This is a genomic window from Curtobacterium luteum (assembly GCF_001475545.1).
Classification (GTDB): domain Bacteria; phylum Actinomycetota; class Actinomycetes; order Actinomycetales; family Microbacteriaceae; genus Curtobacterium; species Curtobacterium luteum_A.
In genome coordinates, this window is the sequence record NZ_LDQC01000037.1 from 12,986 (window position 1) to 38,873 (window position 25,888).

At 71.6% G+C, this 25,888-nt stretch carries 20 protein-coding genes and 1 tRNA gene; 9 read left to right on the top strand and 12 right to left on the bottom strand.

The annotated features are described in order from the left end of the window. The first annotated feature begins 30 nt into the window (after positions 1–30). The 6 genes from NS184_RS06630 (at position 31) to NS184_RS06655 (ending at position 7,102) form a co-directional block, all read left to right on the top strand. Positions 31–1,266: an ROK family transcriptional regulator gene (locus NS184_RS06630; RefSeq protein ID WP_058725347.1), complete on the top strand. Its 1,236-nt coding sequence runs from the start codon at positions 31–33 to the stop codon at positions 1,264–1,266. A gap of 114 nt (positions 1,267–1,380) precedes the next feature. Further along, on the top strand, positions 1,381–2,721 hold the full coding sequence (locus NS184_RS06635; protein WP_058725348.1) for an extracellular solute-binding protein: 1,341 nt from the start codon (positions 1,381–1,383) through the stop codon (positions 2,719–2,721). After that, complete coding sequence (locus NS184_RS06640; protein WP_206556265.1) at positions 2,721–3,791, top strand: carbohydrate ABC transporter permease; 1,071 nt, start codon at positions 2,721–2,723, stop codon at positions 3,789–3,791. Before NS184_RS06635 ends, NS184_RS06640 begins: the two co-directional genes overlap by 1 nt. Beyond that, entirely contained in the window at positions 3,791–4,699 is a 909-nt protein-coding gene (locus NS184_RS06645; RefSeq protein WP_058725349.1) for a carbohydrate ABC transporter permease, read from the top strand. Before NS184_RS06640 ends, NS184_RS06645 begins: the two co-directional genes overlap by 1 nt. Before the next feature lie 7 nt (positions 4,700–4,706). Beyond that, complete coding sequence (locus NS184_RS06650) at positions 4,707–6,044, top strand: 6-phospho-beta-glucosidase (RefSeq protein ID WP_058725350.1); 1,338 nt, start codon at positions 4,707–4,709, stop codon at positions 6,042–6,044. Continuing rightward, on the top strand, positions 6,041–7,102 hold the full coding sequence (locus NS184_RS06655) for an N-acetylglucosamine kinase (protein ID WP_242862981.1): 1,062 nt from the start codon (positions 6,041–6,043) through the stop codon (positions 7,100–7,102). The genes NS184_RS06650 and NS184_RS06655 overlap by 4 nt, the downstream gene beginning before the upstream one ends. Positions 7,103–7,675: 573 nt before the next feature. Here the strand turns inward: NS184_RS06655 and NS184_RS06660 are convergent. From NS184_RS06660 to mnmA, 9 genes are all read right to left on the bottom strand, one after another. Continuing rightward, positions 7,676–8,395 (bottom strand): methyltransferase domain-containing protein, encoded by a 720-nt coding sequence (locus NS184_RS06660; protein ID WP_275935019.1) that lies wholly within the window; start codon positions 8,393–8,395, stop codon positions 7,676–7,678. Beyond that, entirely contained in the window at positions 8,392–9,609 is a 1,218-nt protein-coding gene (locus NS184_RS06665) for a type III polyketide synthase (RefSeq protein WP_083513512.1), read from the bottom strand. Before NS184_RS06665 ends, NS184_RS06660 begins: the two co-directional genes overlap by 4 nt. A gap of 196 nt (positions 9,610–9,805) precedes the next feature. Then, the gene (gene gatB / locus NS184_RS06670) at positions 9,806–11,311 is read right to left on the bottom strand and encodes an Asp-tRNA(Asn)/Glu-tRNA(Gln) amidotransferase subunit GatB (protein WP_058725351.1); all 1,506 of its coding nucleotides are present in this window, start codon (positions 11,309–11,311) and stop codon (positions 9,806–9,808) included. Continuing rightward, complete coding sequence (gene gatA, locus NS184_RS06675) at positions 11,311–12,855, bottom strand: Asp-tRNA(Asn)/Glu-tRNA(Gln) amidotransferase subunit GatA (RefSeq protein WP_058725352.1); 1,545 nt, start codon at positions 12,853–12,855, stop codon at positions 11,311–11,313. Before gatA ends, gatB begins: the two co-directional genes overlap by 1 nt. A 12-nt stretch (positions 12,856–12,867) precedes the next feature. Then, positions 12,868–13,167, bottom strand: a complete 300-nt coding sequence (gene gatC, locus NS184_RS06680) for an Asp-tRNA(Asn)/Glu-tRNA(Gln) amidotransferase subunit GatC (RefSeq protein ID WP_058725353.1) — start codon at positions 13,165–13,167, stop codon at positions 12,868–12,870. Between the two features lie 196 nt (positions 13,168–13,363). Next, positions 13,364–15,730: a transglycosylase domain-containing protein gene (locus NS184_RS06685; protein ID WP_083513513.1), complete on the bottom strand. Its 2,367-nt coding sequence runs from the start codon at positions 15,728–15,730 to the stop codon at positions 13,364–13,366. A gap of 259 nt (positions 15,731–15,989) precedes the next feature. Continuing rightward, positions 15,990–17,351: an alpha/beta hydrolase gene (locus NS184_RS06690; RefSeq protein ID WP_058725354.1), complete on the bottom strand. Its 1,362-nt coding sequence runs from the start codon at positions 17,349–17,351 to the stop codon at positions 15,990–15,992. A gap of 182 nt (positions 17,352–17,533) precedes the next feature. Next, positions 17,534–19,888, bottom strand: a complete 2,355-nt coding sequence (ligA, locus tag NS184_RS06695; RefSeq protein WP_058725355.1) for an NAD-dependent DNA ligase LigA — start codon at positions 19,886–19,888, stop codon at positions 17,534–17,536. Between the two features lie 91 nt (positions 19,889–19,979). Beyond that, complete coding sequence (mnmA, locus tag NS184_RS06700) at positions 19,980–21,086, bottom strand: tRNA 2-thiouridine(34) synthase MnmA (protein WP_083513514.1); 1,107 nt, start codon at positions 21,084–21,086, stop codon at positions 19,980–19,982. A gap of 38 nt (positions 21,087–21,124) precedes the next feature. On the opposite strand from mnmA, the gene NS184_RS06705 reads away from it, so the two are divergent. The 3 genes from NS184_RS06705 (at position 21,125) to NS184_RS06715 (ending at position 23,430) form a co-directional block, all read left to right on the top strand. Continuing rightward, positions 21,125–22,426 carry an MFS transporter gene (locus NS184_RS06705; protein ID WP_058725357.1) on the top strand — a complete coding sequence of 434 codons (1,302 nt, stop codon included), beginning with the start codon at positions 21,125–21,127 and terminating at the stop codon, positions 22,424–22,426. A gap of 90 nt (positions 22,427–22,516) precedes the next feature. Continuing rightward, positions 22,517–22,596, top strand: a tRNA-Leu gene (locus NS184_RS06710). Between the two features lie 135 nt (positions 22,597–22,731). Then, the gene (locus tag NS184_RS06715) at positions 22,732–23,430 is read left to right on the top strand and encodes a DedA family protein (protein WP_058725358.1); all 699 of its coding nucleotides are present in this window, start codon (positions 22,732–22,734) and stop codon (positions 23,428–23,430) included. A 191-nt stretch (positions 23,431–23,621) separates the two neighbouring features. On the opposite strand, the gene rdgB is transcribed toward NS184_RS06715, so the two are convergent. From rdgB to murI, 3 genes are read right to left on the bottom strand one after another with little or no spacing between them, the layout of a single operon-like run. Continuing rightward, positions 23,622–24,218 (bottom strand): RdgB/HAM1 family non-canonical purine NTP pyrophosphatase, encoded by a 597-nt coding sequence (rdgB, locus tag NS184_RS06720; protein ID WP_058725359.1) that lies wholly within the window; start codon positions 24,216–24,218, stop codon positions 23,622–23,624. Then, on the bottom strand, positions 24,215–24,949 hold the full coding sequence (gene rph / locus NS184_RS06725; RefSeq protein ID WP_058725360.1) for a ribonuclease PH: 735 nt from the start codon (positions 24,947–24,949) through the stop codon (positions 24,215–24,217). The genes rdgB and rph overlap by 4 nt, the downstream gene beginning before the upstream one ends. Then, positions 24,946–25,791 carry a glutamate racemase gene (murI, locus tag NS184_RS06730; RefSeq protein WP_058725361.1) on the bottom strand — a complete coding sequence of 282 codons (846 nt, stop codon included), beginning with the start codon at positions 25,789–25,791 and terminating at the stop codon, positions 24,946–24,948. The genes rph and murI overlap by 4 nt, the downstream gene beginning before the upstream one ends. Positions 25,792–25,888 lie beyond the last annotated feature (97 nt).

Consider the following 25,888-nt stretch of genomic DNA (forward strand, 5'->3'; position numbering starts at 1 on the left):
GTAAAGAAGGTTGTCCGTTACAGTCCTCGCATGAGCACACGCGGACGCACCCCCGGCCAGCCGGGACTGCTGCGCGTGCTCAACGACCGTGCGGCCCTCGAGCTGCTGCTCGACGAGGGGCCCCTCACCCGCAACGAGATCGCCGGCCGGACCGGACTGAGCAAGCCCACCGCTGCCGAGATCATCCGCCGGCTCGAGTCCGCCGACCTCATCCGGGCCGCGGGCACCGAGGCCCAGGTCGGTCGCCGAGGGCCGAGCGCCGCGGTGTACGAGGCGATCACCGACCGCGACCTCGCGGTGGCGGTCGACGTCCAGCTCGTCGACGTCCGGTCCACCGTGGTCGACGCGCTCGGGCAGACCTACCCCGTCGCCACGCACACCATGACGCCCGACGAGGTGCGCGGGCCCGGAACGGACATCGTCGCCGCCGCGATCGCACGCGCAGCGTCGGCTGCCGGCATCGACGAGGACCTCGTCACGGCGGTCGCGGTCGGGGTGCAGGCCTCGGTCGACCACACCACCGACACACTCATCTTCACGGACGGCCTGCCCGGTTGGCCGCGTGAGCGCGTCGCGGCGACGCTCTCGGCCGGACTCGGCGTGCAGGTCGTCATCGAGAACGACGCCAACCTCGCCGCGATCGCCGAGCGCAGCATGGGCGCCGGCCGGGCCGTCGGCTCCTTCGCGCTGTTCTGGATGGCCGAGGGCCTCGGCATGGCGCTCGACCTCGACGGTCGCCTGCACACCGGGGCCTCCGGCGCCGCCGGTGAGATCGGCTACCTCGGCGTCCCCGCCGACGCACGCCCCATCGACCCGACGGCCACGATCATCGCGGACCTCATCTCCGAGTCCGCGATCACCGCACTCGCCGCCGAACACGGGATCACCGCTCCGGACGGCGCTCCAGCCGACTGGCGCGAGGTGCTCCTGAAGCTGCCCGGACTCCCCGAGCAGCACCCCTTCACGACCGCCCTCGGCGAGCGCATCGGGCACAACGTGCTGCCTGCCCTCGCCGTCGCCGATCCCGAGACGGTCGTCCTGCACGGCCCGACCGGCATCGCGGGCGGTCCCGCCCTGGCCGCCGCCGTGACCGCCTGGCTCCGGACCCGCACCCGCTGGTCCACCGCCGTCGTCGCGCCCGGCGTCCCCGACACCCCCGTCCTGCACGGAGCACGGCACGTCCTCATCGACGTGGTGCGCTCCGCGCTCGCCGGCCGGGTCGACCGCATCAGCGACGATGCGCCGGCCCCCGTCGAGCGCACCTGACCAGCACCACCCCACCCGCACCACTCGAGGCACCACCACCCGGCCCTGTCCCAGGGCTCTTCGGCGCGCCCGGAAACGGGCTGCGCCGGAGCGAGCGCAGAGAGCGAGTCCCACATGTCACTCCCCAGTCCCAGGTTCCGGCGCGTCGTCGCCGCGACCGCCGTCGCCGCCACCGGAGCGCTCGTCATCGCGGGCTGCAGTTCGGGGTCGAGCGCCCAGAGCATCGACAAGACCGCACCGAAGGAACTCAAGGGCACCGTCTCCCTCTGGCACTTCTTCACCGGTCGCGAAGCCGGCGTCGTGAAGAGCGCGGTCGACGGGTTCGAGAAGGCGAACCCCGGCGTCACGGTCGACATCCACGCCGGACAGGACGACGAGAAGCTGCAGAAGGCGATCTCGTCGGGCCAGAACATCGACGTCGGACTGTCCTACTCGACCGCCATCGTCGGGAGCTTCTGCTCGTCCGGTGCCTTCCGCGACCTGACGCCGTACATCGAGCGGGACGAGGTCGACCTGTCCGACATCCCGAAGGCCGTGCGCTCGTACACGGAGTACAAGGGCAAGCGCTGCACGCTGCCGGCCCTCGCCGACGTCAGCGCGCTGATGTACAACAAGCCGCTGCTCGAGAAGGCCGGGATCACCACCCCGCCGAAGACCCTGGACGAGCTGAAGACCGATGCGCTCAAGCTCACGACGTACAACGCGGACGGCTCGATCAAGCAGCTCGGCTTCAACCCGCTGATCGACTTCTACGAGAACTCCCCCGAACACTGGGCGCCGATGGTCGACGGCCGCTGGCTCGACAGCAAGGGCAACAGCGTGATCGGCACCTCGTCGGCGTGGAAGAAGCTCATCACCTGGCAGAAGGACTTCGTCGACGAGATCGGCTACGACAAGCTCAAGGCGTTCACGTCGGGCCTCGGGCAGGAGTTCGCCGCCGACAACGCGTTCCAGACCGGTCAGGTCGCGATGCAGATCGACGGTGAGTACCGTACGGCGTTCATCAAGGACCAGAAGCCGGACCTCGACTACGGCACCGCGCCGACCCCGGTGATGGAGGGCCTCGGCAACTACGGCTCGACGTACATCGCGGGCAACGTGGCGGGCATCGCGAAGGGTTCGAAGCACCCCGAGCTCGCCTGGGCACTCCTGAAGTACCTGTCGACGAACACCGACGCGCAGGTCACGATGGCGAACGGGCTGAAGAACATCCCGACGATCACCTCGGCGCTCGAGTCGCCGAAGCTCGAGGTCGACGAGAACTACAAGACCTTCGTCGACGTCGCGGGCAACAAGGACACGATGACCTCACCCGGCACCGCGGACGGCGCCGCCTACATCGGCACCTTCACGAAGTTCTGGCAGGCGTACCAGGAGAACGGCGGGAACCTCGACCAGAAGCTCAAGCAGCTCGACCAGGACATCGACAACGCGAACCAGCTGGCGGGTCCGTGATGACGGACGTCACCAGCCCCGGAACCGACAGCCTGGAGGCGCGGGCCGCCCGCGCCTCCCGGCCCGCCTTCCCGAAGGGGTCGGCTCCCGACCCCGCTGGCGGCACCGCGCACTCGTCCCGTCGGAACACGTCCGGTCGGCGCCGCAGCGCCGAGTCGCGGCGCAGGCTCGTCGCCCTGACGATGCTCGCGCCGGCGCTCCTCGGGCTCGTGGTCTTCTTCGTGTACCCGTTGGTCGCGTCGATCGTGTACTCGTTCACGCGGTACAACCAGCTGCAGGAGCCGCAGTTCGTCGGGCTGCTCAACTACCGGTTCCTCTTCACGCAGGACCCGCAGATCGGCGCGGCGGTCGTCAACACGCTCTGGTTCGTGGTGATCCTCGTGCCGGTGCGGATCGTCTGTGCGCTGCTCGTCGCCGGACTGCTCAGCCGGGCGAAGACCGCCACCGGGTTCTGGCGGACGCTGTTCTACCTGCCGGCCCTCGTGCCGCCGGTGGCGAGCGTCGTCGCGTTCGTGTTCCTGTTCAACCCCGGCACCGGCCCGGTGAACCAGATCCTGCGGTTCTTCGGCATCGACGGTCCCCTGTGGTTCAACGACCCGTCGTGGTCGAAGCCGTCACTCGTGATCATGGGCGTCTGGGTGATGGGCGACATCATGATCATCTTCCTCGCGGCGCTGCTCGACGTGCCCCGAGACCTGTACGAGGCGGCGTCGCTCGACGGTGCGAACGGCCCCCAGCAGGTGCGGCACATCACCCTGCCGACCATCGCGCCCGTCATCGGGTTCGCGGTCGTCACCGGGGTGATCGCGGCGCTGCAGTACTTCACCGAGGCGGCGGTCGCGTCCGGGGTGGCATCGGGCAAGGCCACGATCGGCGGTGGGACGGCGGCGCAGCTCGGGTACCCGGGCACCTCGCTCCTGACCTACACCGAACTGCTGTACCAGCACGGGTTCGCGAACTTCCAGTTCGGGTACGCCTCGGCGATGGCCGTGGTCCTGTTCGTGGTCACCGCGATCGTCCTCGTGTTCACGATGCGCCGCATCTCCGTCTTCCGACCGGAGGAGTCCTGATGACCGCCGTGTCCCAGTCCCCGCTCGCTCGCGCGCCTCGTGGAGCAGCCCCCGGCAGCACTGCGCCGGGCACCGCCCGCGGCCCGCGGCGGAGCCTGCTCGTCTGGATCGCCGAGCACGCGGCCCTCGTCGCGCTCGGGGTGCTCACGATCGCGCCGATCGTGTTCGTCGTGCTGACCTCGCTCATGTCGAGCAACCAGGCACTGACGGCGTCGATCGTCCCGAAGCCGTTCGACCCCGCGAACTACGGCCGGGTGTTCACCGAGCTGCCCCTCGCGCAGTGGTTCGGCAACTCCGCGCTGTACGCCGTGCTCGCGACGGCGTTCATGCTCGTCAGCTCCGTGCCGGCGGCCTACGCCCTCGCCCAGATCAGGTTCCGCGGCGCGAACGCGATCTTCACGATCATCATCGTGGCGATGCTCCTGCCCCCGCAGGTGACCGCCGTGCCGGTGTACGTCATGTGGTCCGAGCTGCACCTCACCGGGACGCTGTGGCCGCTCATCCTGCCGAACCTGCTCGGCGACGCGTTCAGCATCTTCCTGCTCCGCCAGTTCTTCCTGACGATCCCGAAGGAGTACGGGGACGCCGCCCGCATGGACGGCTGCAGCGAGTGGGGCGTGCTCGCGAGGGTCGTCGTGCCGATGGCGCGGCCGGGCATCGCGTCGGCGGCGATCTTCATGTTCTTCCACTCCTGGAACGACTACTACGGACCGCTGCTCTACGCGTCCGAGAACCAGGCGGCGTGGCCGGTGGCGTACGGCCTCGCCACGTTCCGCGGGCAGCACGGCACCGACTGGTCGATGACGATGGCGATGACCGTCGTCGTCATGGTCCCGGTCGTCGTCATCTTCTTCTTCGCACAGAAGGCATTCGTCGAGGGCATCGCGCTCACCGGCGTGAAGGGATAGCACCACAGTGAAACTCACGGTCATCGGTGGCGGATCCACCTACACCCCAGAACTCGTGGACGGCTTCGCCCGGCTCCGCGACCAGCTGCCGATCGACGAACTCTGGCTCGTCGACCCCGACCCCGAACGCCGGCGCCTCGTCGGTGGTGTCGCGCAGCGGATGTTCGCCCACGCCGGGCACCCGGGCACCGTCCACGTCACGGACGACGTGGTCGCGGGCGTGTCGGACGCCGATGCCGTCATGTTCCAGCTGCGGATCGGCGGTCAGGCGGCGCGGCAGCAGGACGAGACCTGGCCGCACGAGGCGTGCTGCATCGGGCAGGAGACCACGGGGCCCGGCGGGTTCGCCAAGGCGCTCCGGACGGTGCCCGTCGTGCTGGAGTACGCCGAACTCGTCCGGGAGCACGCGAAGCCGGACGCCTGGATCGTCGACTTCACGAACCCCGTCGGCATCGTCACCCGCGCGCTGCTCGACGCAGGGCACCGCGCGGTCGGGCTCTGCAACGTCGCGATCGGGTTCCAGCGCCGGTTCGCCCGGGAGTTCGCCGTCGCCCCCGAGGCCGTCCGGCTCGACCACGTCGGTCTCAACCACCTGACCTGGGAGCGCGGGGTGCACGTCCGGTCCGCCGACGGGACGGAGCGCGACGTCCTGCCGGAACTCCTCACCGCCGACACCGGTGCGCTCGACCGGATGGCGGAGAGCGTGCACATGCCGGCCGACCTCATCCGGCTGCAGCACGCCGTGCCCTCGTACTACCTCCGCTACTTCTACGCCCACGACGTCGTGCTCGAGGAACAGCTCCACGAGCGCACCCGCGCCGAGGCCGTGATGGACACCGAACGGGCACTGCTCGCGAAGTACGCCGACGAGGCCGTCGTGACGAAGCCGACCGAGCTCGAACAGCGCGGCGGCGCGTACTACTCCGAGGCCGCGATCGACGTGCTGTCCTCGATCCTCGGCGACCGCGGCGACGTGCAGGTCCTCAACGTGCGGAACGACGGCACCTTCCCGTTCCTCCCCGACGACCACGTCATCGAGGTCCCCGCGCGCGTCACCCGACAGGCGATCACCCCGCTGCCGGTGGAGCCCCTCGCGCCGGACATGGTCGGACTCGTGTCGCACGTCGCCGGCTACGAGCGGCTCGCCCTCGAAGCCGCGGTGCACGGCGGACGCGACCGGGTACTCCGGGCGATGTGGGCGCATCCCCTCGTCGGACAGGTCGACAAGGCCGAGCGCCTGACCGATCTGCTGCTCGCGGCGAACGCCGACCTCATCCCGTGGGCCGGCGGCACCGCTGCGGGCAGCGGCGGGGCGCACGGCGGTGCGCTCGCGGGGGCACGGTGACCACCGCGGACGGCGTGGTCCGCGCGTCGACCGGCTCCGGGTACGGGCCGGACGACGTCGTGCTCGCGGTGGACGGCGGCGGCAGCAAGACCGACGTCGTCGCGATCGGCCTCGACGGATCCCTCGTCGCCCACGCGCGCGGCCCGGGGACGAACCCGCAGACCCGTGGCTGGGCTGCGGTGCAGCCGATCCTCGACGAGATCCGTGCCCGGGTGCTCGACGAGATCGGCACGCGTGAGGTCCGGACCACCCATGTCTACCTCGCCGGGCTCGACCTGCACGACGAACTCGTCGCGGCCGAAGCGGCGCTCGCCCACTGGTCGGAGGACGGCGGTGCACCGGACGTCCTCGACAACGACCTGTTCGCGCTGCTGCGTGCCGGGACGCTCTCGCCCGACGCTGCGGCACTCGTCTGCGGCACGGGCATCAACGCCCTCGCGGTCCGGGCCGACGGCGCCACGATCCGCTACCCGGCGATCGGCGACGTCTCGGGCGACTGGGGCGGTGGCGCGTACCTCGGCAACCGCGCGCTCTGGCACGCGGCTCGCGCCGACGACGGCCGCGGCCCGGCGACCGCCCTCGTCGACGCCGTCCCGCGGTCGCTCGGGTTCCGGTCCGTCCGCGAGGTCACCGAGGCCCTGCACTTCGGACGCCTCGACCCCGCTGCCGTCGGTCGGCTCTGCCCGGTCCTCTTCGACGTGGCCGGAGCCGGGGACCCGGTCGCCCGGTCGGTGGTCGAGCGACAGGCGGAGGAGATCGTCCTCATGGCCTCGGTCGCCCTCGAACGGCTCGGCCTCGGCCGCACGGACGCCCCGGTGCCGATCGTGCTCGGCGGCGGCGTCCTCGCGGCACGGCACCCGCTCCTCGTCGAGCCGGTCGTCGCCGGCTTCGCCGAGCGCGTGCCGGGTGCGGTGCCGACGTGGGTCACCGCACCGCCGGTGCTCGGTGCGGGGCTCGCGGCGCTCGAGTCGGTCGGGGCCGGACCGGAAGCGCTCGACCGCTACCGCGCAGCGGTCCTCGGGCGCGAGTTCGCGTCGACGGCAGCGCCGATCGTCTGAGACCGCACCACAGGACGGACGGGAGGCCCGTGGCGGCGCCGCCACGGGCCTCCCGTCCGTCCTGTGCGCGAGTCTCGTGCACGGCGTGGCGAGTCTCGTGGAGAGCGACGTGCCTCGCGCTCCTGGGCACGAGGGTCGTCGCCGAGCCCGAGTCTCGCCTGCGCGGACAGTTTCGCGATGACCCGACCGCGAAACCGTCCGCGGGGCCGAGTCTCGGCCGGCGTGGCGCGGCCAGCAGCGCAGCCGCTCCGCGGCGGCCGCGCGGTGGCGCAGCCAGCAGCGCAGCCGCTCCGCGGCGGCGGCCGCGACCGCGCGCCCGAGCAGGCCGAGCGTGTCCACGCCGGGATCCCGACGTCGAGGGGCTTGGCGCCGGGCAGGACGAGGACGGCCACGCGGTGCGGACGATCGGCCATGCGCCGACGCCAGCGGATCGGCCGCGACCACCGGCCGCCGCAGGACGGATGCGCTGCGCGGGCCCGCCGCCCGGCCCTGCCGCCGCACGGCCCTGCCGCCGCACGGCTGTGCCGCTGCCCGGCCCTGCCGCCGCCCGGGACCGCCACCGCCGCCCTCCTGTCAGGTGTCGCAGACGGCGAGCACCCGGTGCGGGGACGCGGCCTCGGCGACCCAGCCGGCGGGCAGCTCGCGGCGGAGCTCGTCGACCGTGAAGCTCCGACGGATCGAGCGGAGGCCGTCGACCCGCACGAAGGTGCCCGCGGCAACGAGGGGAGACGCCAGGGCGTACGAGCGGTAGGCGCTGCGCGAGCGTCGGATGTCGGAGTGCACCACGCGCGAGCGGGCGAGGCGCGCAGAGTCGGCGAGGAAGCCGGAGCGTTCGTCGTCACCGAGGTGGTGCAGCACGTGGTTCGAGACCACCACGTCGAAGCGTTCACCATCCGCGACGAGGTCCCCGCTCGACGCCTGCCGGAACGTCGTGCCCGGGAGCCTCGATCGGTCGGCCGCGGCGATCGCACGCGGGTCGGGGTCGACGCCGACGACCTCGACGTCGAAGCCGTCGCTCGCTGCCCACCGGACGAGTGCGCGGGCGAGGTCCCCACCGCCGCACCCGAGGTCGAGCACCCGACCCCGCCCGGTCGGCGGCAGCGCCGGCATGACGTGCGTCCGCCACGCCGTCCGCCACCCGCTCACGAGGGCGTTCACGACGGCGAAGCGCCGGAAGGTCCGGTGCAGCGCGCGCGGGTCGCAGTCGGGGTCGTCCATGAGTTCGCGCAGCGTGGTGTCGCGGACCGAGAGGTCGACCGGGAGGCGCGGTGCGGCCTCGTCATGCCGCCTCACGGCCGGCCAGCGGTCATCGCTGCGCCGGTGGCGAGCGGATCGGTGTCGGTGTCGGTGTCGGTGCCGGTGCGGGTGCCGGTGCCGGTGCCGTCCGCGACGGCCGCTGGCGCGGCTCCGGCGAGCGCGCCGCGCGCCGGCGTCGCCACGGTGAGGCGCGCGCACTCGACCGTGAGGCCCGGACCGAACGCGAGGGCGATGACCGGCTCGCCGTCCTCCAGGCCGCTCCCGAGCGCCTCGGCCAGCACGAACAGCACCGTCGCGCTCGACATGTTCCCGTGCTCCCGGAGGACCGTCCGGCTCGCGGCGAGGGCGGCGTCGGGCAGCCCGAGTGCCTCCTGCGTGCGGTCGAGGATCGCCCGGCCACCGGGGTGCACGGCCCAGGTCGGTACGGAGGTCGCCGGCGCGTCGCCGAGCAGCGGAGCGACGGCGGCCCCGGCGTGCTGCCCGATGAGCTTCGGGACGGCCGTGGAGAGCACCATCTCGAAGCCCTCGTCGCCGATGTTCCACGCCATGTCGCCGGCGCCCTCGGACACGACGCTGGTCGCGAAGTCGTCGATCCGGAGACCCGGTCCGTCGGCGGCCACCAGGGCCGCCGCCGCCCCGTCACCGAAGACGCTGTTCGACACGATCTGGTCCGGGTCGTCCGAGGTCCGGACGTGCAGCGTGCAGAGCTCGGCGCAGACGACGAGCACCACCGCGTCCGGATCGGCGTCGACGAACGCGGCCGCGACACGGAGTGCCGGGAACGCCGCACAGCAGCCCATGAACCCGATGTGCTGCCGGAACACGGACGGACGGAGGCCGAGCTGCTCGACGATGTCCAGGTCGGGCCCGGGCTGCGTGAAGCCCGTGCAGGACACCGTCACGACGTGGGTGATCGAGGACGGTGCAGCCCCCGCGCGAGTGAGCGCCTCACGGGCGGATGCGACGAAGAGCGGCGGCGCGAGCACGCGGTAGGCATCGTTCCGCGAGCCGGTCGACGGGGAGACCAGCGCGCCTGCCGCGTCCCGGAAGGCCCCGGCGTCCGCGGTGGGATCGAGTTCGGGCAGCACGGTGTGCCGCGTGTCCACGGCGGACCCGTCGAACGCCGCCCCGATGAGCCGTTGCGCCAGCCGCGTCGTGTCCGTCTGGCTGCGGAAGAGGTCGCGGACGTCGGATTGCCCGAGGGTCGTCTGCGGGACGGCGGTACCGATGGCGCGGATCGTTGCAGACACGACTCATCCTGTCACCGGGTCGCTGACGCATCCCCAGGTTGCGTCGCCCATCGCGTCGCAGTCGTCGGTGTCGACGTCGGCACGACACCGGATCGACACGACACCGTGGAACGGACACAGCACCGTGGAGGACCACGGTGCTGTGTCCGGAACCTGGTTCCGCCGGGTTCGTCGCGCGGGGTTCGGCGCTTGGTCGTCAGCCCTGCTGCGCGCGCTCGAGCACGAGTTCGCGGACGCGGGCGGCGTCGGCCTGACCCTGCATGGCCTTCATGACCGCGCCGATGATCGCGCCGGCGGCCTGGACCTTGCCGTCCTTGATCTTCGCGAGGACGTCCGGCTGCGCAGCCAGTGCCTGATCGACCGCAGCCGTGAGCGCGGAGTCATCCGAGACGACCTTCAGACCGCGTGACTCCACGACCTGCGCCGGCGACCCCTCGCCGGCGATGACGCCCTCGAGCACCTGACGTGCCAGGCGGTCGGTGAGGTCGCCGGACTCGACGAGCGCGATGAGCTCGGCGACGTGGCGGGGCGAGACCAGGTCGCCGGCGGTTGCGTCCTGGGCGTTCGCGACGCGGGTGATCTCGCCCGTCCACCACTTGCGTGCGGCCTGCGGCGCGGCCCCGGCAGCGACCGTGCCCTCGACCTCGTCGAGGAGCCCGCCGTTGACGACGTCCTGGAACTCGAGGTCCGCGAAGCCCCACTCGCCCTTGAGCCGACGACGACGCGCGACCGGGGCCTCCGGCAGCGCGGCACGCAGTTCCTCGACGAGCGCGGGCTCGGGCACGACGGGCAGGAGGTCGGGCTCCGGGAAGTAGCGGTAGTCGTCGGCGTCCGACTTCGGACGGCCGGCCGAGGTGCGGCCGGTGTCCTCGTGCCAGTGGCGGGTCTCCTGCGTGATCGTGCCACCGGCAGCGAGGATCGCCGCCTGTCGCTGGATCTCGTACCGGATGGCGCGCTCGACCGAGCGGAACGAGTTGACGTTCTTCGTCTCGGTACGGGTCCCGAGCTTCTCCTGCCCGCGCGGGCGCAGCGAGATGTTCGCGTCACAGCGGAGGTTGCCGCGTTCCATGCGGGCCTCGGAGACCCCGAGCGCACGGACGAGGTCACGGATGACCTGCACGTACGCGGCACCGAGCTCCGGTGCGCGGTGCTCGGCCCCGAAGATCGGCTTGGTCACGATCTCGACGAGCGGGACACCCGCTCGGTTGTAGTCGACGAGCGAGTACTCGGCGCCCTGGATGCGTCCGGTCGCACCGCCGACGTGCGTGAGCTTCCCGGCGTCCTCTTCCATGTGGGCGCGCTCGATCGGCACCTGGAAGATCGTGCCGTCCGCCAGCTCGACCTCGACCTCGCCCTCGTACGCGATCGGCTCGTCGTACTGCGAGATCTGGTAGTTCTTCGGGTTGTCCGGGTAGAAGTAGTTCTTCCGCGCGAACCGCGACGACTCGGCGATCGAGCACCCGAGCGCGAGCCCGAGGCTGATCGAGTACCGGACGGCCTGCTCGTTCACGACCGGCAGCGACCCGGGCAGCCCGAGGTCCACCGGCGTCACGTTGGTGTTCGGCTCGCCGCCGAAGAAGTTCGGCGCGTCGGAGAACATCTTGGTCTTCGTGCCGAGCTCGACGTGCACCTCGAACCCGAGCACCGGCTCGTAGCGTTCGAGTGCCTCGTCGAAGTCCATCAGGGCTTCCTTCTGCGCCATCAGATCACGCCTTCCTGCGCTGCCGACTGCTGGGAGGCGTCCAGGTCGGGGATTCGGTCGATGAGCGGGGCGCCCCACTGCTGCTCGAGCAGACGCTCGAGTGCGGCGCCGTAGCGGTAGAGCCGGGCGTCCTCGCGCTGCGGCGCCATGAGCTGGACACCGGTCGGCAGCGAGTCCTCCGGTGCGAGGCCGTTGGGGATGCTCATGCCGGGCACACCCGCGAGGTTCGCCGGGATCGTGGTCAGGTCGTTGAGGTACATCGCCAGCGGGTCGTCCATGCGGTCGCCGAACGGCAGTGCCGTGGTCGGCGCCGACGGGCTGAGGAGCAGGTCGACCTGGTCGAACGCGGCCGCGAAGTCGCGCTGCACGAGCGTGCGGACCTTCTGCGCGGAGCCGTAGTACGCGTCGTAGTAGCCGGCACTCAGCGCGTACGTGCCGAGGATGATGCGTCGCTTGACCTCGGGGCCGAAGCCGGCCTCGCGCGTGGCGGCCATGACGTCCTCGACCGTCGCACCGTTCTCGGGCGTGACGCGGAGACCGAACCGCACGGAGTCGAACTTCGCGAGGTTGGACGACGCCTCGGCCGGGAGGATCAGGTAGTACGCGCTGATCGCGTAGGCGAACGAGGGGGCGTCGATCTCGACGACCTCGGCACCGGCCGACTCGAGGAGCGCGACGGTCTCCTGGAAGCGTTGCGTGACGCCGGCCTGGAAGCCCTCGCCACCGACGAGCTCCTTGACCACACCGACCCTGAGGCCGCGGAGCGTGTCGGCCTGCAGTCCGGCACGGGCGGCGTCGGCCATCGAGGGCCAGTCCCCCGGGATCGAGGTCGAGTCGCGCGGGTCGTGCCCGCCGATGACGTCGTGCAGCAGCGCGGCGTCGAGCACCGTCCGCGACACCGGACCGATCTGGTCGAGCGACGACGCGAGGGCGATCGCACCGTACCGGCTCACACCGCCGTAGGTGGGCTTCACGCCGACGGTGCCGGTGAAGGCACCGGGCTGCCGGATCGAGCCTCCGGTGTCCGAGCCGAGCGCGAAGGGCGCCTCGTACGCGGCGACCGCAGCGGCCGACCCTCCGCCCGAGCCGCCGGGGACGCGGTCGAGGTCCCACGGGTTGTGGGTCGGGCCGTAGGCCGAGAACTGCGTGGTCGACCCCATGGCGAACTCGTCCATGTTGGTCTTGCCGATCGGCACGAGGCCGGCGGCGCGCAGCTTCGCGACCGGGGTGGCGTCGTACGGGGGCCGCCAGCCCTCGAGGATCTTCGAGCCGGAGGTCGTCGGCATGTCCTGCGTGCACAGGACGTCCTTCACGGCCACCGGGACGCCGGCGAGAGCCCCGAGTTCGTCGCCGGCGGCGCGGCGGGAGTCCACCGACTTCGCGACGGCGAGGGCGTTCTCGTTGAGGTGGAGGAAGGCGTGCACGTCTCCGTCGACGGCCGCGATGCGGTCGAGGTGCGCCTGCGTGGCCTCGACGCTCGAGACGTCGCGGGCGACGAGCGCATCGGCGAGCGCGGCGGCGCTCAGCTTGGTGATCTCGGTCACGATCGTGGCCCCTTACTGCTCTTCGCCGAGGATGGCGGTGACGCGGAACCGCTCACCGTCGGAGTCTGGTGCCCCGGAGAGCGCCTGCTCCTGCGTGAGGGTCGTGCCGACCTCGTCCGGGCGGGTGACGTTCTCGAGCGGGACCGGGTGGCTCGTCGCCGGGACGTCGGGCGTCGCGACCTCGGTGACCCGGGCGACGCTCTCGACGATGTGCGCGAGCTCTCCGGTCATCTTCTCGATCTCGTCGGGCGTGAGTGCGATACGCGCGAGGCTCGCCAGGTGGGCGACCTGCTCGCTCGTGATGTCAGGCATGGTGCTCCGTCGATTGCGTTCGTGGGATGCGCACCAGTCTATTGCTGACGCCGGAGCCGCCCGCTGCCAGGGCACGACGCTGTGGACGGGACGACCGGGTGCATCACCGGTGCAGGACGGCCCACTGCTCTGCTGGTGCAGCAGGAGTCACGCAACGCGGCCCGGCGAGGCGGGGCCGACCCGCGCCGCCCGACCGTCACTTCCCGGACGCGCCACCCTTGCTCGTCCCGCCGGTCTTCCCGGCCTTCCCGGCGGGCGCCGCCGGCGCGCCGGTCTGCTGCTGCCCCGGCTGCTGCTGCGTCCCGCTCGTCGCCTGGCCCCCCGGGTTCGCGAGCGGACCCGACCCGTCGCCCGACTGCGACCCCGCCGAAGAAGACGAAGACGACGACGAAGACGAAGACGAAGACGAGGACGACGACGACGACGACGAGGCGTGCCCGATCATCGACGGGTCCGGCGTCGGCAGCGCATCGCCACCGTAGTGCCCGTCGAGGTAGGTCATCATCTGCTTGCCGACCCCGAACTTCGCGCTGTACCCGGTCGTGCCCTGCAGGAACGGCGTGTTCGCGAGCCCGACGTTCCCCTGCACGTTCCCGATCCACGTCGCGTTCGTGTACTTCGTCGTCGACGCGACGAGCCAGTTCTGCACGTCGCTGTCGGTCGTCCCGGTCTTCGCGAACTTCGGCACCCCGTCGTTCGGGTTCGCGGTGGCAGCCGTGCCGTTGCCCTTGAGCACGCCCTGCAGCGCGTAGTCGACCGTGCCCGCGACGGACGGGTCGACGCCCTGGGTGCAGGACGACTTCGTGGGGGTGATCTTCGTGCCGTCGGCCTCGGTCACGGAGTCGATCGCGGTCGGGGTGCACACGATGCCGTCGTTCGCGAAGCCCGCGTACGCCTCGGCGAGGTCGATCGGCGACAGGTTGTTCGTGCCGAGGATCATCGACGGGACCGAGCTGATCTTCCCGCCGTTCGCCAGGTGGATGCCCATCTTCTGCGCGAGGTTCGCGATGGCGCACAGGTCGAGCTGCTTGCCCATCGCGGCGAACGCGGTGTTGATCGACTCGCTGGTCGCGGCCTGGACGCTCATCGAGGCAGGGACCGCCTCGGCGTTCGCGACGTTCCAGTTCGGCCCGGCGATGTTCGCGCAGGAGTTCGTGAACTCGGAGGTCGGGTACGAGTGCTCGGTGGTGCTGACCGAGTCGCTCAGGGTGTGCCCGGTGGCGAGCCACTCCGCGAGCGTGAACACCTTGAACGTCGAACCGGTCTGGAACCCGCCGGAGTTGCCGTACGCCGTGTCCGCGCTGTAGTTCACCGCGGTCGTCCCCGGCGCGCTGCTGTCGCCCTGCGTGTAGGCGGTGTTCTGGACCATCGAGAGGATGCGTCCGGTCCCCGGCTCCACCGTGACGTTCGAGCCGCCGACGTCGACCCCGGCCATCGTCGACGGGACGTAGCTCGACAGGGCCGCCTGCCCCTGCGCCTGCAGGTCGAGGTCGAGCGAGGTGTGGATCTGGAGCCCCTTGGTGTCCAGGGTGTTGATCCGCTCCGCCGCGGTCGCGCCGAACGCCGGATCCTGCAGCACCTGGTCACGGACGTAGTCGCAGAAGTAGCCGGCGTCGAAGCCGGTGGCCGCGGTCGAGCAGCCGTTCGCCGTCGCGGTGATCTTCGGCTGGATCGGCGTCGCGATGGCCGCGGTCATCTGCGCCTTCGTGATCGAGTGATGAGCCTCCATGCGCCGGAGGACGTAGTCGCGACGCTCCTTCGTGAGCGCGTACCCGTTCGCCTTGCCGTTCGCCTTGTCCGAGGGCTGGTCGATGCGCAGGTTGGACGGGTTGTTGAGGATCGCCACGAGGGTCGCGGACTGCACGAGGGAGAGGTCCTTCGCGTGCACGCCGAAGTAGTACTCCGCACCCGCCTCGGCGCCGTAGACCCGGCCGCCGAGCCCGACGATGTTGAGGTACCCGGTGAGGATCTGGTCCTTCGAGTACTTCTTGTTCACGGCGATGGCGTAGCGCATCTCCTGCAGCTTGCGTTGCGGGGTCACACCGGCAGCGTCCGCGTAGCAGGCATCGACCTTCGCCTTCGTGGCTGCGGCGTCCTTGCCGGTGAGCGACTCGCACTGTTGCACGAGGACGTTCTTGACGTACTGCTGCGTGATGCTCGACCCGCCCTGCACGTCGCCGCCGACCGCGGTCGCCGCCGCGCCACGGAGGGTGCCGATGACGTCGATGCCGCCCTCGTCGTAGAAGCGCGGGTCCTCGGTGTCGATCGCGGCCTCCTTGAGGGAGTCGGCCATCTGCGCGCTCGTCACGTTGACGCGGTTCTCGGCGTAGAAGGACGCGATCTTGACCTGCTGGCCGCCCTTCGTCGCGTACACGGTGGAGACCTGCTGCGGCGTCTGGATGTCGAGGTAGTCCGGCAGGTCCTCGAAGAACGAGACTGCCCCGGACGCACCCTCGCCGACGACCGCCACGGCGGGCGTGACGGCGACGGTCACGAGCATCCCCGCGAGCACGGACATGCCGAGGAAGGTCAGGAGGGCCGCCGGCCACCGGATCACACGCATGGCGAGCACGGTAGGTGGACGGCCTGGGTTGGTTCTGCCCCGGAACCACCGCAGACTGCACCGTCGCTCAGGTTGCCGCTCAGGCTGGTCCGCCTGCGGCTCACCCCGCCGACGCTGGTGCGGATCCGGCCTGGAGGAGCGGCGTGAGCACCGCGGATCGGCCGGGGGTCACGATCGGGTCACGGTGAGCCGCGCCCCGGTCGCGTCGGGCGTCGCGGTCGGGTCCGGCGGTGTGGTCCGGTCCGGCGTCGCGGTCGCGTCAGTCGCGCTGCTGGATGTCCTGCGGACGCACGAGGTACATGTCGGGCGTGCCCGGCACACCTCCGCCGCCGGTGCCCTCGCCCCGTCGGAGCTGCTCGCGCACCAGGTCGCCCCGCCCGACGGCGATGAGGGCCACGTCGTGCAGCGATGCGGTACCGGGCTTGAGGTAGTCGTTGTGTCCCGACGGTCGGCGGAGCACGTCGCCTGCCGTGCTCACGTCCGCGCTCCCGGCGAGGTCGAGCAGGGTCGAACCGAAGGACGCGGATCCGGGGTCGGTGCCGAAGTACCCGGACCCGGCGATCGGGTCGCTGTGCGCACCGCCGACGAACACCTCGCCGGGGGTCACCGCGAGCTGCGAGGCCGTCCGGACCGAGCTGCCGGGTGACCCGAGCACGGTGAGGCTGTCGGCGTGCATCCTCCCCGACGCGAGAGCGATGAGCGCCGTCGTCGAGCCGTAGGAGTGCGCCACGACGTTCAGCCGCGGCTGTTCGGTGCCGCGGACCTCCCGCAGCCCGGTCACCGCGCGTTCGAGCCGCTCGGCCCCGGTCTTCGCGAGGGAGAGCGACAGGATGTTCGACAGGTCCGGCGTGCGGTACCCCATCCACGCCACGACGGCCACGCCGTGCCCGTGCCCCGGGACGGCCAGGGGCGCGAGCGTCGCCTGCTCCGTGGCGAGGTCGTTCGCGGTGTCGGTGAAGTCCCGCATCTGCCCGGTGACGGTGAAGAACATGCCGGGGACGACGACGGTGACGTCGGCCGCGGTCCCGAGGTCACCGATCGCGATCGCCGCGCGTCCGGCCCCACGGGTGTCGAGTGTGACGAGCGAGCGTCGCGGGTCACCGGGGCCGGACTCGAGCGAGCGGCGGACCTGGCCGAGCATCGCGGTCTCGGCGGACGGCGTCGCGGGGTCGGCGAGGGCCGCGGTGAGCGTGATGCGGTTCGCGCGGTCCCGGACGGCGTACGGGACGCCCTCGAGGTTGCCCACGACCTGCGGCGCGAGGGTCTCCAGCACCTGGTGCTCGTCGTCGCCGAGGCCCGCCCACCACGTCGCGACCTGCCGTGCGGTGGGCGGATCGTCCTGCACGGTGTCCACGACCGCCGGGTCGACGGCGACGCGGCGGAGGTCCGCCGTCGGCATCGACCCGAGGTCGTCGAGGAACTCGATGCCCGTCGCGTGCGCGACGGCGGCCGGATCGATCTCCACCCCGATGGACCGGGTCTGGGTCACTGAGGGGTCCTCGAGGACACGCGAGGCCGTGTGCACGATGGCCACCGGGGCAGGAGCGGGCGCGGCGGGGGCCTCGACCACTCCGAACGAGTGCATCGAGGCGGTGAGCAGAGCCGCGGCGATGAGCAGCAATCGGGTCTCCCCCGGGAAGGCCGTCCCGTCGTCCCCCTGCAGACGACGGGTGATGCTCCCTCGAGTCTACGGAAACCGGCCCGCCTGGGAACATGCGCGGTGCAACTTGGCCCCCCAACTGGGTGCACCGAGGGGCGTGCCGCTCCGAGCGGACACGAGTACGGCGTGCTCCTGAGTGCGTCTCAGTCTTCTGCGGGCGTCTCCGGGGCGTCGCCGAGTGCGCCCGGTCCCTCGGTCACGAGCAGGCGGAACTGCTCGGCGTCGATGATCCGGACGCCGAGCTGCTCCGCCTTCGTGAGCTTCGACCCGGCGCCCGGCCCGGCCGCGACGAAGTCGGTCTTCTTGCTGACGCTCGACGCCGCCTTGCCGCCCGCCGCGAGGATCGCCTCCTGCGCACCTTCGCGGGTGTACCCCTCGAGCGTGCCCGTGGCGACGACCGTGACACCGGTCAGGACCCCTCCCTCGGCAGCGGCCGCACCCGGCCCGGGGTGCCCGGGGATCGCGAACCGCACCCCGGCGGCGGTCCACCGGTCGACGATGTCACGGTGCCAGTCGACGTCGAACCAGGCGAGCAGTGCGTCGGCGATGATCCCGCCGACGCCGTCCACCGCGGCGAGGTCGTCGCGGGACGCCGCACGGATCGCCTCGAGGGAGCCGAAGTGCGTGGCGAGTGCCCGAGCAGCGACGGGCCCGACGTGCCGGATGTTCAGCGCCACGAGCTGCCGCCAGAGGTCCTTCGTCTTCGCGGCGTCGATGTTCGCGAGCATCTCGAACGCGTTCTTCGACGGGTACCGGCTCGGCTCGCCCGTGTAGTCCACGCCGCGGGCATCGGGATCGAACGGCGGGTCGGTCTTCTTGCGCGCGCGGCTGAACGGCGTCACGCGCTTCGGCACACCGGCGTCGTCGGTCTTCTGCATGCCGGTCTCGGCGTCGCGGACGATCACCTCGATGGGGACGATGTCCTCCATCGTCAGGTCGAACAGCCCCGCTTCGGTCACGAGCGGCGGGGTCTCCGGGTGCAGCGGCTGGGTCAGTGCTGCGGCGGCGACCTCACCGAGGCCCTCGATGTCGAGCGAGCCGCGCGAGGCGATGTGCTCCACCCGACCGCGGACCTGCGCGGGACAGCTCTTCGCGTTCGGGCACCGGAGGTCCTTGTCGCCCTCCTTCGCGGGGGCGAGGGGCGTGGCGCACTCCGGGCACGCGGCGGGCATGACGAACTCGCGCTCGGAGCCGTCGCGGAGCTCCACGACCGGGCCGAGCACCTCGGGGATGACGTCGCCGGCCTTCCGGAGCACCACCGTGTCGCCGATGAGCACGCCCTTCGCCTTGACGACGTCCTGGTTGTGCAGCGTCGCCTGACGGACGACGGACCCGGCGACCTCGGCCGGCTCCATCGAGGCGAACGGGGTCGCACGGCCGGTGCGCCCGACGCTGACCACGATGTCGAGCAGCTTGGTGTGGACCTCCTCCGGCGGGTACTTGTAGGCGATCGCCCAGCGCGGCGCGCGCGAGGTCGACCCGAGTTCCTCGTGCAGGGCGAGGTCGTCGACCTTGATCACGATGCCGTCGATCTGGTGCTCGACCGATGCTCGGCGGTCGCCGTAGTCCCGGACGAACCCGAGGACCTCGTCCACGGTGTCGAAGACCCGGTAGTGCGAGCTCGTCGGCAGGCCCCACGTCTGCAGGAGCTCGTAGACCTCGGACTGGGAGTGTGCTTCGGTCGAGCGCTCGAGCTCCCGCACGGGCCACGCGCCGATGCCGTGCACGAGCATCCGGAGCCGGCGCAGGCGGTCGACCATGAGAGCACGCTTCGCCTCGGACTTGCCCTCCTCCTTCTGCCGGAGGGACCCCGCGGCCGCGTTGCGCGGGTTGGCGAAGACCTTCTCGCCCGCCTCGCGCTGCTTCGCGTTGAGCTCGTCGAACTCGGCGACCGGGAAGAAGATCTCGCCACGGACCTCGACGATGGGCGGGTGGCCCGTGCCGGAGAGCCGTTCGGGGATCGTGCCCATGGTCCGCACGTTGCCGGTGACGTCCTCACCGACGACGCCGTCACCGCGCGTCGCCGCCGAGACCAGCCGGCCGTCCTCGTACCGGAGGTTGATCGCGAGCCCGTCGATCTTCAGCTCCGTGAGCCACCGCACCCGCTCGGCCCCGGCGTCGCGTTCGACCTTGGTGGCCCAGTCCGTCAGTTCCTCGGGGCTGAAGACGTTGTCGAGGCTGAGCATGCGCTCGGCGTGCTCGACCGGCGCGAACTGCGTCGTCTGCGCCTGGCCGCCGACGGTCTGCGTCGGGCTGTCCTCGGTGAGGAGCTCGGGGTGGAGCTCCTCGATCGCGGCGAGCCGGTGCTGCAGCGCGTCGTAGTCGGCGTCCGACGCGGTGGAGGCGTTGCCCTCGTAGTACTCGTGCCGGAGCTCGGTGATGCGGGCACGGAGCCGGTCGACCTCACGCGCGGACTGCGCGGCGTCGAGGTCGGACGGGGCCGTGGTCTCGAACGTGGTGTCGTCAGGCGTCGCGGCGTCGGGCGTGCTCTCGCTCATGCCCTCAGTTCTACCGGCTACCACCGACCGGACGCGCAGCGAGCAGCCGCCCCGGGAGCGCCGTGGTCGTGGCCGACCGGGGCCGTCGCGGTCAGGCGCCGACCGGCACCGCCGACACCGTCGCGTCGATCGTGCACTGCCCGAGCACCCGCGTGCCGACGTACACCACCGCGGTCTGTCCCGGGGCGACCCCGGAGAGCGGCTCGTCGACGTCGATGACGAGCCGGCCGTCGGACACCCGCGCGGTCGCGGGCACCGGGTCGGCGTGCGCGCGGATCTGCACGTCGCAGGCGAACGGCACCGAGGGGTCTGCCGGCGCCGTCCCCGCCCACGTGAAGCGTGCGCCGGACATCGAGGACACGTCGAGCGCCTCCTTCGGCCCCACCACGACGGTGTTCTCCTTCGGACGGATCTCGAGGACGAACCGCGGCTTGCCGTCCGGCGCAGGACGACCGAGGTGCAGGCCGCGCCGCTGCCCGACCGTGTAGCCCGTCGCGCCCTGGTGCTCCCCCACGACCGTGCCGTCGCGCTCGACGACGTCACCGGGGGCGGTGCCGACCCGGTCGGCCAGCCAGCCGCGGGTGTCGCCGTCCGGGATGAAGCAGATGTCGTACGAATCGGGCTTCTGCGCCACGGTCAACCCGCGCGCGGCGGCCTCGGCCCGGACCTCGTCCTTCGACGGCGTGGCACCGAGCGGGAACATCGCGTGCTGGAGCTGCTCGGCGGTCAGCACCCCGAGTACGTAGGACTGGTCCTTCGCCCACGCCGCCGCGCGGTGGAGTTCACGCGAGCCGTCCGCGCCGGTGACGATCGAGGCGTAGTGCCCGGTCGCGACCGCGTCGAACCCGAGGGCGAGTGCCTTCTCGAGCAGCGCCGCGAACTTGATGCGCTCGTTGCACCGCATGCACGGGTTCGGCGTCCGACCGGCCTGGTACTCGGCCACGAAGTCGTCGACCACGTCCTCCTTGAACCGCGCCGAGAAGTCCCACACGTAGTACGGGATGCCGAGGACGGACGCCGCGCGCTGGGCGTCCATCGAGTCCTCGATCGTGCAGCACCCCCGACTGCCGGTGCGCAGCGTGCCGGGCATCCGGCTGAGGGCCAGGTGCACCCCGACCACGTCGTGTCCGGCGTCGACGGCCCGTGCCGCCGCGACCGCCGAGTCGACGCCGCCGCTCATCGCTGCCAGTACTCGCATGCCTCCAGGGTAAGCACCGGCGTAGCGTTGTGCGAACGATGCCCTCCGAGACCCCCGCCTTCGACCTCCGGGCGGTCGTCCTGTCCGGCTTCCTCCCCGCCGCCCTCTTCGCGATCGGCGAGGGGGCGATCATCCCGATCATCCCGATCGCCGCCGACTCCCTCGGCGCGGGGCTCGCGTTCGCGGGCTTCGTCGCGTCGCTCATCCTCGTCGGCGAGCTCATCGGGGACGTGCCGTCGGGCGTCGTCGTCGGACGGATCGGCGAGCGGAACGCGATGATCGGCGCGGCCGCGGTGTCGGTCGTCGGGCTGCTCGTCTGCGTGTGGTCCCCGAACGCCTGGGTGCTCGCCGTGGGGGTGTTCCTCGTCGGGGTCTCGACCGCGGTGTTCGCACTCGCACGCCACGCGTACATGACCACTGCGATCCCGGTCCACGTCCGGGCCCGGGCGCTGTCGAGCCTCGGCGGCGTGTTCCGCTTCGGCTACTTCGTCGGCCCGTTCATCTCGGCGGGCGTGATCCACCTCACCGGCGCGACACAGAGCGCCTTCTGGATCCACGTGACCTGCTGCCTGCTGGCGGCCGTGGTGCTCCTCGTCATCCGCGACCCGGCGACGGGCGCACGCGGCTTCCGGAAGCCGGCCCGGGCCTCCAGGCCGGACACGGCTGCCCCCGCGACCGCGGCGGCCGTCACGGAGCCGCCCACGGACACCGGCGCGCAGTTCGTGCAGGACGAGGCCCACGGCCTCTTCCGCACCATCCGCACGCACCGGAAGGTCCTGCTCCGCCTGGGCAGCGGCGCCGGGTTGATCGGCGCGCTCCGCGCCGGACGGCAGGTCATCCTCCCCCTCTGGGCCGTGAGCGTCGGCCTGGACGACCCCACGGCCGCGCTCGTCATCGGCATCGCCGGAGCCGTCGACTTCGCGCTCTTCTACACGAGCGGGCAGATCATGGACCGGTGGGGACGCCTCGCGAGCGCCCTCCCGTGCATGCTCGGGCTCAGCGTCAGCTACTTCCTGCTCGCCTGGTCCGGGCACCTCGACACCCGGGTCGGCTGGTTCATCGCCATCGCGATCGGCATGTCGCTGGCGAACGGCGTCGGGTCCGGCATCCTCATGACACTCGGCGCCGACCTCGCCCCCCGCGACCACCCCGCGCCCTTCCTCGGAGCCTGGCGCTTCACCGGCGACTTCGGGTCGGCCGCGGCACCGCTGGTGATCTCCGGGGTCACCGCGGTCGCCTCCATCGCGGTGGCGAGCGGTGTCATGGGGGTCCTCGGGCTCGTGGGGGCGGGCGTACTGCTCCGCTACGTCCCGCGGTACCTCCCCCGCCGGTTGCGGTGACGGCGTCGACGGCGCTGCGCGCGTCAGGACGGCCGGGAGGCACGGCGCGCGTCCGGCCCGCCGGTCCCGCTCGGTAGACTGCCGCTGCTCGCGGGAGTGGTGGAATTGGTAGACACGCAGGATTTAGGTTCCTGTGCCCCGGCGTGAGGGTTCGAGTCCCTCCTTCCGCACGACGGCGGTTCCCCGCACCTTCCTGATCCCCTCCGCAGACTCATACCGAGGGCGGATGGTCCCGACACGCGGGGACGGTAGCCTGACCCCTGCGGGGTCGTCCTCGTGTCCCCGCCCGCTCGACCGGAAGAACCATGCACTCCGTCGCTCTCGCCCTGATCCCCTGGCTGGATCCGCAGTACATCCTCGACCACTTCGGGGCCGTCGCCGTGCTCGTCGTCTGCGCGATCATCTTCGCCGAGACCGGCCTGCTCGTCGGGTTCATCTTCCCCGGTGACAGCCTGCTCGTCATCACCGGGCTGTTCGCCTTCGACCGTGGCGGTGCCATCGGCGGGATCCCGATCTGGGTCGCGGCCCTGATGATCGCGGCGTCGGCGTTCATCGGCGGTGAGCTCGGCTACTACATCGGCAAGAAGGCCGGTCCGCCGATCTTCGAGCGCAAGGAGAGCGGCCTGTTCTCCAAGGCGAACGTCGACCGCACGAACGCGTTCTTCCACCGGTTCGGGCCGCTCGCCGTGATCCTCGCCCGCTTCGTGCCGGTCGTGCGCACGTTCCTGCCGATCGCCGCCGGCGTCGGCCGGATGAACTACAAGAAGTACTCGCTCTACAACGCGATCGGTGCCGTGATCTGGGGCGTCGGCGTCACGTTCCTCGGCTACTTCATCGGGCACATCCCGTTCGTGGCGCACATCGTCCGGTCCTACATCGACGTGATCCTGCTCGCGGCCGTCGTCGTGACCGTCGTCCCGATGGCGCTGACCTACATCCGGAACGCACGCAGGGCGAAGCACGACGAGGAACAGCAGCAGACGCCCGCAGTCGACCCGCAGTAGCGCGAGGCCGTCCGCGCGGCCCGTTCGCGTTCGCACAACCAAAGTCACCCCGAACCACGTGATCACGCGGTTCGGGGTGACTTTGGTTGTGCGTCGACCACGGGCACCGGGGCTGCCTCGGCGCTGCCGCGCGGCTGCCGCGGCGCTGCCGCGGCGCCGCGCGGCTGCCGCGGCGCCGCGCGGAGGCGCGACTACTCCGCGCCGAAGTACTCCCGCACGATCGGCGCGATGCCGCGGAACGCCTTCGACCGGTGGCTCAGCGCGTTCTTCTCGTCACGCGTCAGCTGCGCCGAGGTCCGGTCTGCGTCGTCCGGCCGGAACACCGGGTCGTACCCGTGCCCGCCGTCCCCGATCGGCTCGGTCGTGACCTCGCCGTTCCAGACCGCCTCGAACACGTGCTCGGTGCCGTCCGGCGTCACGAACGCGGCGGCGCACACGAACGCGGCGGTCCGCTCGACGACCCCCTCGAGGTTGCGGAGCAGCAGCGCGATGTTGTCGGCGTCCACCCGGGTCCCCGCGTACCGGGCCGAGTGGATGCCGGGCGCACCGTCCAACGCGTCGACGGCGATGCCGGAGTCGTCGGCGAGCGCCGGGAGCCCCGTGTATGCCACCGCGGCCCGTGCCTTGATGAGCGCGTTCGCGGCGTAGGAGTCGCCGTCCTCGACGGGCTCCGGGCCGTCGTACCCGACGAGCCCGACACCGGCGCCGAGTGCGTCGCCGAGGATGTCGCGCAGCTCGACGAGCTTGCCGGCGTTGTGGCTGGCGAGGACGACCCGACGGTCGGTCACGAGGTCTGCCCCAGCACCTCGCGCTGGATCGCGGCGAGCGACGCGTTGCCCGCGAGCCCGAGGTCGAGCAGGGTGTTCAGCTCGTCGCGGTCGAACGGCGCGTGCTCGGCGGTGCCCTGGACCTCGATGAACTTGCCCGAGCCGGTCGTGACGATGTTCATGTCGGTGTCGGCCGCGGAGTCCTCGGTGTAGGCGAGGTCGAGCATCGGCTCCCCCTTGACGATCCCGACCGAGATCGCCTGGACACTGTCGAGCAGCGGGGTCGCCTTCTTCCCCACGAAGCCACGCTCGCGGCCCCACTCGATCGCGTCGACCATGGCCACGTACGCGCCCGTGATCGACGCCGTGCGGGTGCCGCCGTCGGCCTGGAGCACGTCGCAGTCGATCACGAGGGTGTTCTCGCCGAGGCCCTTCGTGTCGACCACCGCGCGGAGCGACCGGCCGATGAGTCGCGAGATCTCGTGGGTCCGACCACCGACCTTGCCCTTGATCGACTCGCGCTGCATGCGCTCGTTCGTGGAGCGGGGCAGCATCGAGTACTCGGCGGTGACCCAACCGGTGCCCTTCCCGGCGAGCCAGCGGGGCACGCCGTTGGTGAAGGACGCGGTGCACAGCACCTTCGTGTCGCCGAAGGAGATGAGCGCGCTGCCCTCGGCCTGCGAGCTCCACCCCCGCTCGATCGTGACGGGACGGTGGTCGGTCGCGGCGCGGCCGTCGATGCGGGTGCTCATGGGGTCCTTTCGGTGTGGGGCAGCAGGATGGCCCCGGTCTGGAGGTGGCCGACGCTCGAGACCTCGGGTCCGAGGAAGCGTCGGGCGAGCCGGATGAAGCCGTTCTTGTCGTCGCCGGTGGCCTCGAACGCGTAGGTCGGTGGCTCGGGGGCGGTGCGTTCGAGCCCGTGCTCGACGAGCCGACGGTAGACGTCGTTCGCCGTCTCCTCGGCGCTCGACACGAGGGTGACGTCGGGACCCATGACGTACTGGATCGCCGCGGACATCAGCGGGTAGTGGGTGCAGCCGAGGACGAGCGTGTCGACGTCGGCGGCGCGGATCGGGGCGAGGTACTGCTCGGCGACCGTGCGGAGCGCCGGCGATGAGGTGTCCCCGGCCTCGACGAACTCGACGAAGCGGGGGCACGCGGCCAGCGACAGGGTGACGTCGGCGGCGACCGCGAACGCGTCCTCGTAGGCACGGGAGGCGATGGTCCCGACGGTGCCGATCACCCCGATGCGGCCGGTGCGGGTCTGCTTCACGGCGGCGCGGGCTGCGGGCTGGATGACCTCGATCACGGGGATGCCGTACGCCTGCTCGTAGCGCTCCCGGGCGTCGCGGAGCACGGCGGAGGACGCGGTGTTGCACGCGATGACGAGCGCCTTCACGCCCTGCTCGACGAGGTCGTCCATGACCTCGAGGGCGTACCGGCGGACGTCGGCGATGCGCTTCGGCCCGTACGGCGAGTGCAGGGTGTCGCCGACGTACCGGATGCTCTCGCGCGGGAGCTGGTCGATGATCGCCCGCGCCACCGTCAGCCCGCCGACCCCACTGTCGAAGACTCCGATCGGTGCATCCGTCACGGTGACCAGCGTACCGACGCGAGCCGACCGCCCGACGCAACCCGTGCCTCCCGGCCGAGCCCTGCCGTAGTGTCGGGGAGGTGACCAGCGCGCTCCT

Coding starts and splice junctions, on each gene's coding strand:
- NS184_RS06630 (WP_058725347.1), top strand. CDS start 31: ATGAGCACACGCGGACGCACCCCCGGCCAGCCGGGACTGCTGCGCGTG.
- NS184_RS06635 (WP_058725348.1), top strand. CDS start 1,381: ATGTCACTCCCCAGTCCCAGGTTCCGGCGCGTCGTCGCCGCGACCGCC.
- NS184_RS06640 (WP_206556265.1), top strand. CDS start 2,721: ATGACGGACGTCACCAGCCCCGGAACCGACAGCCTGGAGGCGCGGGCC.
- NS184_RS06645 (WP_058725349.1), top strand. CDS start 3,791: ATGACCGCCGTGTCCCAGTCCCCGCTCGCTCGCGCGCCTCGTGGAGCA.
- gatB (WP_058725351.1), bottom strand. CDS start 11,311: ATGGCGCAGAAGGAAGCCCTGATGGACTTCGACGAGGCACTCGAACGC.
- gatC (WP_058725353.1), bottom strand. CDS start 13,167: ATGCCTGACATCACGAGCGAGCAGGTCGCCCACCTGGCGAGCCTCGCG.
- NS184_RS06685 (WP_083513513.1), bottom strand. CDS start 15,730: ATGCGTGTGATCCGGTGGCCGGCGGCCCTCCTGACCTTCCTCGGCATG.
- ligA (WP_058725355.1), bottom strand. CDS start 19,888: ATGAGCGAGAGCACGCCCGACGCCGCGACGCCTGACGACACCACGTTC.
- mnmA (WP_083513514.1), bottom strand. CDS start 21,086: ATGCGAGTACTGGCAGCGATGAGCGGCGGCGTCGACTCGGCGGTCGCG.
- NS184_RS06705 (WP_058725357.1), top strand. CDS start 21,125: ATGCCCTCCGAGACCCCCGCCTTCGACCTCCGGGCGGTCGTCCTGTCC.
- NS184_RS06715 (WP_058725358.1), top strand. CDS start 22,732: ATGCACTCCGTCGCTCTCGCCCTGATCCCCTGGCTGGATCCGCAGTAC.
- rph (WP_058725360.1), bottom strand. CDS start 24,949: ATGAGCACCCGCATCGACGGCCGCGCCGCGACCGACCACCGTCCCGTC.